This window comes from Bradyrhizobium sp. IC4060 (assembly GCF_020193715.1).
Taxonomy (GTDB): domain Bacteria; phylum Pseudomonadota; class Alphaproteobacteria; order Rhizobiales; family Xanthobacteraceae; genus Bradyrhizobium; species Bradyrhizobium yuanmingense.
This window is the reverse complement of record NZ_JADYVJ010000003.1, coordinates 392,644-405,494: the sequence shown is the minus strand read 5'-3', so window position 1 is coordinate 405,494 and position 12,851 is coordinate 392,644. Positions and strand designations below refer to the sequence as shown.

Annotated in this window: 12 protein-coding genes; 11 read left to right on the top strand and 1 reads right to left on the bottom strand. The window is 65.4% G+C overall.

From position 1 onward, the window contains the following. Nucleotides 1–7: 7 nt before the first annotated feature. The 9 genes from I6F16_RS13740 (at nucleotide 8) to I6F16_RS13700 (ending at nucleotide 8,876) form a co-directional block, all read left to right on the top strand. Nucleotides 8–1,048, top strand: a complete 1,041-nt coding sequence (locus I6F16_RS13740) for an ABC transporter ATP-binding protein (protein WP_225173816.1) — start codon at nucleotides 8–10, stop codon at nucleotides 1,046–1,048. Then, nucleotides 1,045–1,920, top strand: a complete 876-nt coding sequence (locus I6F16_RS13735) for an ABC transporter permease (protein WP_035998440.1) — start codon at nucleotides 1,045–1,047, stop codon at nucleotides 1,918–1,920. Before I6F16_RS13740 ends, I6F16_RS13735 begins: the two co-directional genes overlap by 4 nt. Beyond that, complete coding sequence (locus I6F16_RS13730) at nucleotides 1,917–2,723, top strand: ABC transporter permease (protein WP_109142479.1); 807 nt, start codon at nucleotides 1,917–1,919, stop codon at nucleotides 2,721–2,723. Before I6F16_RS13735 ends, I6F16_RS13730 begins: the two co-directional genes overlap by 4 nt. A gap of 8 nt (nucleotides 2,724–2,731) precedes the next feature. Next, complete coding sequence (locus I6F16_RS13725) at nucleotides 2,732–3,868, top strand: FAD-dependent oxidoreductase (protein WP_225112971.1); 1,137 nt, start codon at nucleotides 2,732–2,734, stop codon at nucleotides 3,866–3,868. A 31-nt stretch (nucleotides 3,869–3,899) separates the two neighbouring features. Next, a complete protein-coding gene (locus tag I6F16_RS13720; RefSeq protein WP_025034065.1) occupies nucleotides 3,900–4,196 on the top strand; it encodes a (2Fe-2S)-binding protein in 297 nt (98 codons plus the stop codon). Then, nucleotides 4,193–5,611 carry an NAD(P)/FAD-dependent oxidoreductase gene (locus I6F16_RS13715; RefSeq protein WP_225112970.1) on the top strand — a complete coding sequence of 473 codons (1,419 nt, stop codon included), beginning with the start codon at nucleotides 4,193–4,195 and terminating at the stop codon, nucleotides 5,609–5,611. The genes I6F16_RS13720 and I6F16_RS13715 overlap by 4 nt, the downstream gene beginning before the upstream one ends. Then, nucleotides 5,608–6,729 (top strand): FAD-dependent oxidoreductase, encoded by a 1,122-nt coding sequence (locus tag I6F16_RS13710; RefSeq protein WP_225112969.1) that lies wholly within the window; start codon nucleotides 5,608–5,610, stop codon nucleotides 6,727–6,729. Before I6F16_RS13715 ends, I6F16_RS13710 begins: the two co-directional genes overlap by 4 nt. Nucleotides 6,730–6,742: 13 nt before the next feature. Then, entirely contained in the window at nucleotides 6,743–7,090 is a 348-nt protein-coding gene (locus I6F16_RS13705; RefSeq protein ID WP_225112968.1) for a RidA family protein, read from the top strand. 172 nt (nucleotides 7,091–7,262) lie between these two features. After that, complete coding sequence (locus I6F16_RS13700) at nucleotides 7,263–8,876, top strand: ABC-F family ATP-binding cassette domain-containing protein (RefSeq protein ID WP_225112967.1); 1,614 nt, start codon at nucleotides 7,263–7,265, stop codon at nucleotides 8,874–8,876. A 192-nt stretch (nucleotides 8,877–9,068) separates the two neighbouring features. Here I6F16_RS13700 and I6F16_RS13695 read toward each other — a convergent pair whose 3' ends face one another. Beyond that, nucleotides 9,069–10,403, bottom strand: a complete 1,335-nt coding sequence (locus I6F16_RS13695; protein WP_035998454.1) for a dicarboxylate/amino acid:cation symporter — start codon at nucleotides 10,401–10,403, stop codon at nucleotides 9,069–9,071. Between the two features lie 126 nt (nucleotides 10,404–10,529). On the opposite strand from I6F16_RS13695, the gene I6F16_RS13690 reads away from it, so the two are divergent. Both I6F16_RS13690 and I6F16_RS13685 read left to right on the top strand, forming a co-directional pair. Then, on the top strand, nucleotides 10,530–11,843 hold the full coding sequence (locus I6F16_RS13690) for a solute carrier family 23 protein (RefSeq protein ID WP_225112966.1): 1,314 nt from the start codon (nucleotides 10,530–10,532) through the stop codon (nucleotides 11,841–11,843). A gap of 70 nt (nucleotides 11,844–11,913) precedes the next feature. Then, the gene (locus tag I6F16_RS13685) at nucleotides 11,914–12,750 is read left to right on the top strand and encodes a glucose 1-dehydrogenase (RefSeq protein ID WP_225112965.1); all 837 of its coding nucleotides are present in this window, start codon (nucleotides 11,914–11,916) and stop codon (nucleotides 12,748–12,750) included. The last annotated feature ends 101 nt before the right edge of the window (nucleotides 12,751–12,851 follow it).

Sequence of the window (12,851 nt, the reverse complement as noted above, 5' to 3'; positions counted from 1 at the left end):
CAGCGCCATGGCCTATCTCGAGCTCGATCGGGTCGCAAAGCAGTTCGGCACGCAGACTGTGGTCGATGACTTCAGCCTGTCGGTGGGGAAGGGGGAGTTCATCTCCTTCCTCGGCCCGTCCGGCTGCGGCAAGACCACGACGCTGCAGATGATCGCGGGCTTCCTCGATCCGACGCGCGGCGCGATCCGCCTTGAGGGCAAGGACCTGACCGCGATCCATCCGGCAAAGCGCGGCCTCGGCATCGTGTTCCAGAGCTACGCGCTGTTTCCGCACATGACCGCGGCGGAGAACGTCGCCTTCGGCCTGGAGATGCGTGGCGTGCCGCGCGCTGAAAGGTCCGAACGCGTCCGCGCCGCACTCGCGATGGTGGGCCTCGCCGGATACGAGGATCGCCATCCGCGCCGCATGTCCGGCGGCCAGCAGCAGCGCGTGGCACTGGCGCGTGCGCTCGTGATCAAGCCCAGCGTGCTGCTGCTCGACGAGCCGCTGTCGAACCTCGACGCCAAGCTGCGGGAGGAGATGCAGATCGAGCTGCGCCAGATCCAGCGCACCGTCGGCACCACCACGATCCTGGTCACGCATGACCAGAACGAGGCGATGTCGCTGTCGGATCGCATCGTGGTAATAAGCCAGGGCAAGATCGAGCAGATCGGCACGCCACAAGAGACCTATGAAAGGCCGGCCTCGGCCTTCGTCTCGCAATTCCTCGGCAAGACCAACGATTTTGCCGGAACGATCGACCGGACCGTCGCGCCGACGCAGTTGGTGGCCGGCTCCTGGCGCGCACCGGCGCCGGCTGGGCTCGGCGGTCCCGTCACCGTCAGCGTTCGCCCCGAAAGAATCGGCTTTGGCGATACAGGGCTCAGCGCAAAAATCATCACGCGCATCTTCCAGGGCAATCACTGGCTGTTCCAGTGCGACAGTGAATGCGGCCCGGCGATCGTGATCCGCCAGAACGACGGCAAAGCGCAGCCGGCCGAAGGGGACGCGGTTCGCCTCACCTGGCGGCCCGAAGACATGAGCGTTCGCGTGAGGGCCGGCGCATGAGCATGGCGGCCGAGGAGCGCAGCCTGCGCGCGCCGTGGGTGCTGACCGCACCCGCCTTGATGCTGTTCGTCGGCGTGCTGCTGATTCCGCTGGCGATGACGGTAATGCTGTCATTCCACGATTGGGGCCAGTACAAGGGCATCGAGCCGGTCTTCATCTTCAAGAACTGGCACGAGATCGCGACCGATCCCTATTACGCCGAGATGTTCTGGCGGACCTTTCGCATCGCGATTCTGACCACGCTGCTCACCGCGCTGCTCGGCGCGCCCGAAGCCTATATCCTCAACCGCATGAGCGGCCGCTGGAAGAGTTTTTTCCTACTGGTCATTCTCGGGCCGCTCTTGATCTCAGTGGTGGCGCGAACGCTGGGCTGGGCCCTGCTGTTCGGTGGCAACAACGGCCTCGTCAACAAGCTGCTGATGTCGCTCGGGCTGATCGGCTCCCCCATTCCCTTCATGTTCACCGAAACAGGCGTGGTGATCGCGCTCGCGCATGTGATGATGCCGTTCATGGTGCTGTCGGTATGGGCCGCCCTCCAGCGGCTCGATCCGCAGATCGAGAATGCTGCGATGTCGCTCGGCGCGGGCCCTGCGACCATCATCCGCCGCATCATCATGCCCCAGATCATGCCGGGCGTGCTGTCGGGCGCCATCATCGTGTTCTCGCTCTCGGCCAGCGCCTTCGCAACGCCTGCGATCATCGGCGGCCGCCGGCTCAAGGTCGCGGCAACGCTCGCCTATGACGAATTCCTCAACACGCTGAACTGGCCGCTGGGCGCTGCGGTCGCAACGCTGCTGCTGGCCGCATTGGTGCTGATCGTCGTCGGCAGCAACGCACTGATCGAACGCCGCTATGCGGAGGTGTTCCGATGAGCCGGAACGGTCCGCTCGCGCTGATCTTTCACACCATCTTCGTCATCGTTATGGTGGCGCCGATCCTGGTGGTCTGCCTCGTCGCCTTCACGCCTGAGGGATACCTGTCGCTGCCGACCAACGGCTTCTCGCTGCGCTGGTTCAGGACCATTGCGAACTATCCCGAATTCATTCACGCCTTCTGGGTCAGCCTCGGCCTTGGCGCGTTGTCCTCCCTCGTGGCGCTGCTGTTTGCGGTGCCGGCGGCGCTGGCGATCGCGCGCTATCGCTTCCGTGGTCGTGATGTGCTGGCGGCGCTGTTCCTGTCGCCGCTGATGATCCCACATGTGGTGCTCGGCATCGCCTTCCTGCGCTTCTTCACTTCGGCCGGTCTCGGCGGCAGCTTCGCGGCGCTGATCGTCGCGCATGTCATCATCGTGTTCCCGTTCGCGCTGCGGCTGACGCTGGCGGCGGCGACCGGCATGGACCGCACGGTCGAGATGGCGGCGGTCTCGCTCGGCGCCGGCGGCTGGACGCTGTTCCGCCGCGTGACCTTGCCGCTGATCCTGCCCGGCGTCATCAGCGGCTGGGCGCTCGCCTTCATCCAGTCCTTCGACGATCTCACCATGACCGTCTTCCTTGCGGCGCCCGGGACCGAGACGTTGCCGGTCCGCATGTTCCTTTACATCCAGGACAACATCGATCCGCTCGTGACGTCGGTCTCGGCCTGCGTGATCGCAATCACCATGGCCGCCCTCATTTTGCTCGACCGCTTCTACGGGCTCGACCGTGTGCTCGCTGGCAAGGGCGATACGGGACGATAGGAGAACTCATGTCAGGAGATTACGACGTCGCCGTCGTCGGCGGCGGACTGCTCGGCTCCGCCATTGCCTGGGGCCTCGGCCGGCTCGGCAAGAAGGTCGCCGTGCTCGACGAAGGCGACATCACCAAGCGCGCCTCGCGCGCGAACTTCGCATTGGTGTGGGTGCAGAGCAAAGGGCTCGGCATGCCGGCCTATACGCGGTGGACCGTGCAGGCCTCGCAGGCGTGGGGCCGGCTGGCCTCCGAGCTGAAGCAGCAGACCGGCCTCGACGTCGCCCTGCAGCAGAACGGCGGTTTTCATCTCACGCTCGGCGAGGACGAATTCGGCCAGCGCACCGAGCTCGTCAAGCGCATGCACAACCAGGTCGGCGCGGCCGACTACAAGATGGAGATGCTGCGGCCGTCCGAGGTGAAGGAGGCGCTGCCGCTGATCGGCCCCGAGGTCTCCGGCGGCAGCTATTGTCCGCTCGACGGCCACGTCAATTCGCTGCGCACCTTCCGCGCCTTCCACACCGGCTTCATTGCGTTCGGCATCGACTATTTTCCGGAGCGTCCGGTCTCGGCGATCAGCAAGAGCGGGGGCGAATTTCGGCTGATCACGCCGCAGGGCGAGCTGCGCGCCGCCAAGATCGTGCTCGCCGCCGGCAACGCCAACCAGACGCTGGCGCCGATGGTCGGCCTCTTTGCGCCGATGGGCCCGACTCGCGGCCAGGTCGTCGTGACCGAGCGCACCATGCCGTTCCTGCCGCATCCGCTGACCACGATCCGCCAGACCGACGAGGGCACGGTGATGATCGGCGACAGCAAGGAGGACGAGCTCGATGATCGCACGCTGAAGCCGTCGATCAGCGGCGTCATGGCCGATCGCGCGCAGCGCATGTTCCCGCATCTGGCGCGGCTCAACGTGGTCAGGAGCTGGTCCGGCATTCGCGTCATGCCGCAGGACGGCTTTCCGATCTACGATCAGTCGGAGACGCATCCCGGCGCCTTCGTCGCCTGCTGCCATTCCGGCGTGACGCTCGCCTCCAACCACGCCTTCGAGATCGCGCGCATGGTGGCGCAGGGCGCGCTCGAGCCGGAGCTGGTCGGCGCGTTCTCGGCCAGCCGTTTTGGTGGCGCAGGTGCTGCGAACAGCAGCGGCTACTAGAGATTCTGAGAAGGAGCCAAGAGGCATCCCCATGTTCAAGCGATCCGAACAGGACAAGCGGCCACAGGTGCAGATCTTCGTCGACGGCGTCGCGGTCGCAGCGCGCCAGGGCGACACCGTCTCCGCCGCACTGCTGGCCTCCGGCGTTGACGCACGGCGTTCCACCGCGGTGAGCGGCGCGCCGCGTCTGCCTTATTGCATGATGGGCGTCTGCTTCGACTGCCTCGTCACCATCGACGGCGTCGGCAACCGGCAAGGGTGCCTCGTGCCCGTCGCCGAGGGCATGCAGATCGAAATCCAGAAGGGCAAGCGGGAGATCGGAAAATGAGCGTGGCTCCCAAGCGCGAAAACTATGACGTCGTGGTGATCGGCGCCGGGCCCGCGGGCCTTGCTGCTGCCGCAACATCCGCCGAGGCCGGCCTCTCGACGCTGCTGCTCGACGAGAACATCGGCCCCGGTGGCCAGGTGTTTCGCGCCATCGCCTCGACGCCGGTTACCGAGCGCAATCAGCTCGGCGCCGATTATTGGGTCGGCGCCGATCTCGTGCAGTCGCTGCGCGCGAGCAATGCGGAGGTCATTCACCGCGCCACCGTCTGGAGCCTCGACCGCAATCTCGATATCGCCGTCTCGATCGGCGGCGCCTCGGCCTTCGTCAAGGCGAAACGCGTGATTCTCGCGACCGGTGCACTGGAGCGGCCGTTCCCAATTACCGGCTGGACGCTGCCGGGCGTGATGACCGCCGGCGCGGCGCAGACCATGCTGAAGTCCTCGGCCCTGGTGCCCGACGGACGCACGGTGATCGCAGGGCAGGGGCCGCTGCTCTGGCTGCTCGCCGCGCAGATACTGCGGCTTGGCGGCCGCATCGATCGCATCCTCGACACCACCCAGCGCGGCAATTATTTCGCCGCGCTCCCGCACGCTTTCGCCTTCCTCACCTCGCCCTATTTCGCCAAGGGCCTGTCGATGATGCGCGAGGTGAGGGCGAAGGTGCAGGTCGTCTCCGGCGTCACCGAGCTTGCGGCTTCCGGTGATGGCCAGCTTGCCAGCGTGAGCTACGTCGCCGGCGGCAAGCGCGAGACCATCGCTGCGGACCTGTTGCTGCTGCATCAGGGCGTCGTGCCCAACGTCAATCTGGCGATGTCAGCCGGCATCGAGCATCGCTGGGATGATCTGCAATTGTGCTGGTCGCCAGTGCTCGACGCGAGCGGCAATTCGTCGGTCGCCGGCATCGCGATCGCCGGTGACGGGGCCGGCATCGGCGGCGCGAGTGCAGCCGTGGTGCGCGGTCGCATTGCCGCGCGCGCCGCCGTCGAAGCACTGGCGCCCGCTTCTGCCGCAAAACTTCCCGCAATGGCGACGCTCCGTTCCGACCTCGCCAAGGCTGAGCGTGGTCGCCTGTTCCTCGACACGCTGTTCCGCCCCGCGCCGCAGTTCCGGATTCCTTCAGGCGATACCATCGTCTGTCGTTGCGAAGAGGTCACGGCAAAGGACGTTCTCGATTCCGTCGCGATCGGCGCGACCGGGCCGAATCAGCTCAAGGCCTATCGCCGCACCGGCATGGGCCCGTGCCAGGGCCGGCTCTGCGGCCTCACCGTCACCGAGCTGATGGCGCGGGCGCGCGGCAAGACCCCGCAGGAGATCGGTTACTACCGCCTGCGCGCGCCGGTGAAGCCGATCACGCTGGCCGAACTCGCCGCCGTTCCCAAGAGCGAGGCCGACGTCAAGGCTGTGGTGCGCGGATGAGCACAAATGTGGATGCGATCGTCATTGGCGGCGGCATCCACGGGTGCTCGACCACGCTGCATCTGTGTCTCGCCGGCCTGAAGCCGGTGCTGATCGAGAAGGACTATGCCGGCCGTCACGCCTCGGGCGTCAATGCCGGCGGCGTCCGGCAGCTCGCGCGGCACATTCCCGAGATTCCGCTGTCGATCCGCTCGATGGACATCTGGGAGAAGATCACGGATCTCGTCGACGACGATTGCAGCTTCGAGAGCTACGGCCAGGTGCTGGTCGCCGAGAACGAGGAAGAACTCGCCCTCTGCCGCGCGCGCGTCGCCGAGCTCAATGCGCTGGGCTTCACCCACGAGGAGCTGATCGACGCCGCCGAACTGCGCCGGCTGGTGCCGGCGGTGGCCGAGACCTGTCCCGGCGGTGTGGTTTCTCGGCGTGACGGTGCGGCCAATCCGGCGCAGACGACGACGGCGTTCCGCCGCAAGGCCGAGCAATTGGGCGCAACTGTGCGCGAAGGCGTAGCTGCCGGCAGCATCCGGCACCGTGACGGCCTCTGGCACGTCGATGCCGGGTCGGAGCGCTTTGCCGCGCCGGTGCTGGTGAATGCTGCCGGCGCCTGGGCCGGCAGGATCGCGGCTGATCTCGGCGAGCCCGTCCCGGTCGAAACCGTGGCGCCGATGCTGATGATCACCTCGCGCGTGCCGCACTTCATCGACCCCGTCGTGATCCTGCGTGGTCGAAAGCTGTCCTTCAAGCAGTTCAAGAACGGCACCGTGCTGATCGGCGGCGGCCATCTGGCGACGCCCTATCAGGATCGCAACGAGACGGTGCTGGACTGGAAGAGCCTTGCGACCAGTGCGCAGACCGTGTTCGAGCTGTTTCCGGTGATGCGCAGCGCCAACATCGTCCGTGCCTGGGCCGGCATTGAAGCCAAGATGAAGGACGACATTCCCGTGTTCGGGCCGAGCTCGCGTCACAAGGGCCTCTATCACCAGTTCGGCTTCTCGCTGCACGGTTTCCAGCTCGGCCCTGGCGCCGGCGCCGTGATGGCGGAACTGATCGTCAACGGCGGCACCCAGACCCGTATCGGCGAACTCGGCATCGACCGCTTCCACCCTTCCGCGCTCTAAACAAGAGGATATCATGAGCATCACCCGCAGCATCCGCACGTCCATCATGCACCGCGCCGTCGAAGCCAATGGCTTCGTCTTCCTCGGCGGCACGATCGCCGACGACACCTCGGTCTCGATGGGCGAGCAGACCCGCAACATCCTCGGCAAGATCGCCGGCTATCTGAAAGAGGCGGGAACCGACAAGAGCCGCGTGGTCAGCGCCTCGATCTTCGTCACCGATCTCTCCAAGAAGAAAGAGATGGACGCGGCCTGGACCGAATTCTTCGGCGACAACCTGCCGACCCGCGCCACCGTCGGCGTCGCCGATCTCGGCGGCGGTGCGCTAATTGAGGTGGTGGTGACCGCGCTCAAGGGCTGATGGTGCACGGCGAGGAAGGACGACAGCGCCCATCACGCCTGTTGTCTCCTCGTGCCGCGCCTTGATCTCGCCCTTTGATGGGACTAGTTAGAGAGTTCCTCAATCAGGATCTTCGCAGCCATGGATTTCACCCCGACCGCAACGCCCATCCGCCTTGCTCACGGGGAATTCCATGCCTGCTTCAATCATCCTGTCGAACCTGTCGCTGTCCACGCCTGACGGGCGCTCTCTCTTCTCAAACCTCGATCTGACATTCGGCGCCGAGCGAACTGGTCTCGTCGGCCGTAACGGCGTTGGCAAGACGACGCTGCTTGCGTCGATGCTCGGTGAACATATTCCTCAGTCGGGACGCGTTCTGATCAACGGCACTATCGGCTTGTTACGCCAGGACGTGCAGGTTCTTGCCGGCGGGACCGTGGCGGATCTGTTCGGCGTGCGGCCGGCGCTCGAGTTGCTGCGCCGTGCCGAGCGGGGCGACGCCTCCGCCGACGAGGTCGCTGCGGTCGACTGGACGCTCGAGACGCGGCTTGAGGCCGCGTTGGCGCGCCTCGGGTTCGATCCGTCTCCCGATACGGCGCTGTCGTGCCTGTCCGGTGGCCAGATCACGCGGGTTCGTCTCGCCGCGCTGGTGTTCGCTGCGCCTGACTTCCTGCTGCTGGACGAGCCCACCAACAATCTCGACCAGGACGGACGCAAGGCCGTCACCGATCTGCTGGCTGCCTGGCGCGGCGGCGCGATTATCGTCAGCCACGACCGGACACTGCTCGACACCATGGATGCGATCGTCGAGCTGACGTCGCTCGGCGCGACGCGATATGGTGGCAATTGGAGCAGCTTTCGAACGCAGAAGGCCATCGAGCTCGCGGCTGTGAGGCACGATCTCGCGCTTGCCGAGAACCGGCTGTCCGAGATCGACGGGAGGGCGCGGGAGGCCGCGGAGAAGAAAGCGCGCAAGGACAGCGGCGGCAGAAAGAAGCGCGCCAAGGGCGACATGCCGCGCATCCTGGCCGGCGCCCGCAAGGATCGCAGCGAGGACACCGGCGGCAAGAATGCACAAATCGCCGAGCGGCAGCGCGCGGAAGCGCTTCAAGCCATCGACACGGCGCGCCGGCGCGTCGAGGTTCTTCAGCCGCTCTCGGTCAAATTGCCCGCAACCGACCTGCCGGCGGGGAGGGAGGTGCTTTGGCTTGACGGTGTCAGCGCTGGCTTTTGGCCGGAGCAGCCTGTCGTGCGCGACCTCTCATTTGCGGTGGTCGGGCCGGAGCGCGTCGCGCTGGTCGGGCCCAATGGCTCCGGCAAGACGACGCTGCTGAAGCTCATCGTGGGCGAGCTGCGTCCGCTTGCGGGCATCGTGCGGCTCAGGCCGGATTTCGCGTTGTTCGACCAGAAGGTCAGCCTGCTCGACCCGGCGCGCTCCATCCTGGACAATTTTCGGCGTCTCAATCCGAAGGCCGGTGCGAACGAGTGCCATGCCGCGCTGGCCCGGTTCATGTTTCGCGCCGATGCCGCCTTGCAAATCGCCGGGAGCCTGAGCGGCGGGCAAATCTTCCGCGCGGGCCTCGCTTGCGTGCTGGGCGGGCAGCCGCCGCCGTCGCTGCTGATCCTGGACGAGCCGACCAATCATCTCGACTTCGAGTCCATCGAAGCCGTCGAGGCCGGCTTGCGGGCCTATGACGGCGCACTGCTGGTCGTCAGCCATGACGAGGCGTTCCTGCAGGCGATCGGGATCACGCGGCGGATCGAACTTGCCGCCAATTTGCCGCGCATCGATGGCGGGATCGTCTGATCCCGCCTGGCGCTCTGGATCTGGCTGTGATTTTCAAAAGCCCGACGCCCTGCCCCCAGCGCGTCGGGCGGAAAAAAATGAGTATAAATCCGTGATCCCAACGCCATTGTTGTGACGCGGGCCGCATCGATTTTCTACTCCGGGAAACTACCGCATCGGAACCAGGCTTCGTCTGCCCACCGATTGCGCGGCCTAGGATGCCGCGCCTCCACCCGGCTCCAGCGCCTCGCCGATCTCCAGCGGATGCGCCATGGTCTCGTGCAGCGCGTCGCGGTCGAGCTCGCCTTCGGAGATGCTGATGACCACGCAGGCAACGCCATTGCCGATCAGGTTGGTGAGCGCGCGGCATTCACTCATGAACTTGTCGATGCCGACCAGGATCGCGATCGACTGGATCGGGATATCAGGCACGATCGACAGCGTCGCAGCGAGCGTGATGAAGCCGGCGCCGGTCACGCCCGAGGCCCCCTTGGAGGTGATCATAGCGATGCCCAAAATGCCGAGCTCCTGCCAGATGGTCAGATGGGTGTTGGTCGCCTGCGCCAGGAACAGCGTCGCGAGCGTCATGTAGATGTTGGTCCCATCGAGGTTGAAGCTGTAGCCGGTCGGGATGACGAGGCCGACCACGGAGCGTGAGGCGCCGAGATGCTCCATCTTCTGGATCATCTGCGGCAGCACGGTCTCGGAGGACGAGGTGCCGAGCACGATCAAGAGCTCGTCCTTGATATAGGCGATGAAGCGCAGGATCGAGAAGCCGGCGAGCCGGGCGATCGAACCCAGCACGATCAGCACGAACAGGATACTGGTCAGATAGAACGTGCCGATCAGCGCGGCGAGATTGAGCAGCGAGCCGAGGCCGTAGGCGCCGACGGTGAACGCCATGGCGCCGAAGGCGCCGATCGGCGCGACGCGCACGATGATGCGGATGATGCCGAAGAACATCTTCGCCGCCTTGTCGATCGCGTCCGCGATGGGCTCGCCGGCCTTGCCGAGAAAGGCGATGGCGAAGCCGGAGAGAATCGAGATCAGCAGCACCTGCAAGAGGTCGCCGCGCGCGATCGCCCCGAGATAGCTGTCGGGAATGATCGCCATCAGGTGGGCTACGATGCCCTCTTCGTGGGCCTTGGTGACGTAGGTCGCCACCGATTTCGGGTCGATCGTCGCCGGATCGATGTTGAAGCCGCGCCCGGGCTGGAGAATCTCGCCGACCAGAAGGCCGACCGCGAGGGCCACGGTCGAGACCGTCTCGAAATAGATCAGCGATTTCAGCCCGACCCGGCCGACCCGCTTCAGATCGCCCATCGAGGAGATGCCGTGCACCACGGTGCAGAAGATCACGGGCGCGATCATCATCTTGATCAGCGCGATGAAGCCGTCGCCGAGCGGCTTCAAGGCCTTGCCGAGATCGGGATAGACATAGCCGATGAGCACGCCGAGTGCGATCGCGATCAGCACCTGGACGTAGAGGATCTTGTACCAGGGCTGGTGCCGGCGCTGGATGGCTGACGGGATCGCAATCTGTGTCATAATGTAGGCTCGGGAACGGATTGATCGTGCATGATTTGCATCATGTGATGGGCGCCGCAGAAGCGACAATCACATTTTTGTCTGTTGGCACGACCATCGGTCGTTGCGTCGAACTTGGGTGGGAACATGACGATCGCAACAGGCTCGGACGAGCAGAGTTATTTTCCACGTTGGAAGCTCAAGACCTCGGGCGTGATTATGCCGGAGGAGCGGCTGTCCTGGGGCCAGACCATCGTCTCGGGTCTTCAACATTGCGTCGCGATGTCCGGTGCGACGATCATCGCGCCGCTGTTGATGGGGTTCGATCCCAACGTTGCAGTTCTGTTCTCCGGCGTCGGCACGCTGATCTTCTTCGTCATCGTCGCCGGGCGCGTGCCTAGTTATCTCGGCTCGAGCTTCGCCTTCATCGCCGTCGTCATCGCCGCCACCGGCTATGCCGGGCAGGGGCCGAACCCGAACCTGTCGGTTGCGCTCGGCGGCATCGTCGGCGCCGGAGTGCTGTATGGCCTGATTTCGCTGGTCGTGATGTGGTCCGGTGTCGGCTGGATCGAGCGGCTGCTGCCGCCGGCCGTTACCGGCGCCGTCGTCGCCGCGATCGGCCTCAATCTCGCGCCGGTGGCGGTCAAGGCGGTGAGCGCCAATGCATTCGACACCTGGATCGGCCTCGCCACCGTCTTGATCATCGGCGTGGTCGCCGTTGCAGCACCAGGCCTGTGGCGCCGCCTACCGATCATCCTCGGGGCGGTCGGCGGCTATCTCCTCTACCTGCTGTTCGCGAACGGCCTCGGCTTTGGCAAGCCGATCGACTTCACGCAATTGTCGGCCGCGCCGTGGCTCGGGCTGCCGAACTTCACTGCGCCGAGCTTCCATGCCGATGCGATCTTCCTCATCGCGCCGGTTGCCGTCATTCTCGTTGCCGAGAATCTCGGGCACATCAAGGCCGTTGGCGCCATGACCGGCCGAAGCCTCGATTCTTATCTTGGCCGCGCCCTGTTCGCCGACAGCTTAGCTACCATCGTGGCGGCGTGCGGCGGTGGTACCGGCGTCACCACCTATGCCGAGAACATCGGCGTGATGGCGGCGACCAAGGTCTATTCGACCCTGCTGTTTGCGTTCGCAGCCTTGGTGTCGATCCTGCTCGGCTTCTCGCCGAAATTCGGCGCGCTCATCCTGTCCATCCCGGGTCCCGTCATCGGGGGGCTTTCGATCGTGCTGTTCGGATTGATCGCGGCGATGGCCGGACGAATCTGGGTCGAGAACAAGGTCGACTTCGCTAATCCTGCGAACCTCATCACGGTCGCGGTGGCGCTGATCGCAGGGGCCGGCGATCTCACGCTCAAATTCGGTGCATTCACGATCGGCGGCATCGGCACCGCGACCTTCGGCGCGATCATCCTTTATCAGATCTTAACCTCGCCGCGCGCGCAGCGAGCTGACTAGATCCCGGCATCTGCGAGGGATGGAACAAAACGCCGGTTCCATCCATGATGATGCATCCCGGAGAAAACACATGCCGCAAACCGAACGCTCGACCCCGTTTCCCTCGCGCCTCGTCGGCCAGTACGCGCTGGTGACCGGCGCCTCACAAGGCATCGGCCGTGCCGTCGCCATCCGGCTCGCCCAGGAAGGCGCGACCGTCGCCATCAATTATTTCGGCAGTCCCGAGGGGGCGGACGAGACGCTCGCGCTCGCACGAACCGCATCGAGCGATCGCGGCCACGGCAGGCTCGACCATATCGTCGTCAAGGCCGATATCGGCAATGAGCAGGACATCGCCGCGATGTTCGAGACGGTCCTGGCGCGTTTCAACCGCCTCGACTGTCTCGTCAACAATGCCGGCTTCCAGCGGGAATCGCCGAGCGAGGCGCTCGACGTCGAAACCTATCGCCGCATCATCGACGTCAACCTGAACGGCGCCGTGCTGTGTGCGCAGAAGGCGCTGGCGCATTTCGTCGCGCGCGGGGCAGGCGGCAGCATCATCAACTGCTCCAGCGTCCACCAGATCATCCCCAAACCCGGCTATCTCGCTTACTCGATCAGCAAGGGCGGCATGGCCAATCTGACGCGCACGCTGGCGCTGGAATTCGCCGGCCAGCGCATCCGCGTCAATGCGGTTGGTCCCGGCGCGATCGACACGCCGATCAATGCGGCCTGGACCGGCGATCCGGAGAAGCGCGGCGTCGTCACCTCCCACATTCCGATGGGGCGCGTCGGCACGCCGGAAGAGATCGCCGCGGTGTTCGCCTTCCTCGCCTCGGACGACGCCAGCTACATCACCGGGCAGACTATCTATGCCTGCGGGGGCCTGACGCTGTTTCCAGAGTTTCGGGAGAACTGGGCAAGCTGAAAACCGGCTTGGGGTTGCGCGCGCCTCGCGTGGGATAGAGGGGCGCGACCGGTTGGGGATCTGCGGCGCCGTGTGCTATCGACCGTGGATGGCGCTGCCGC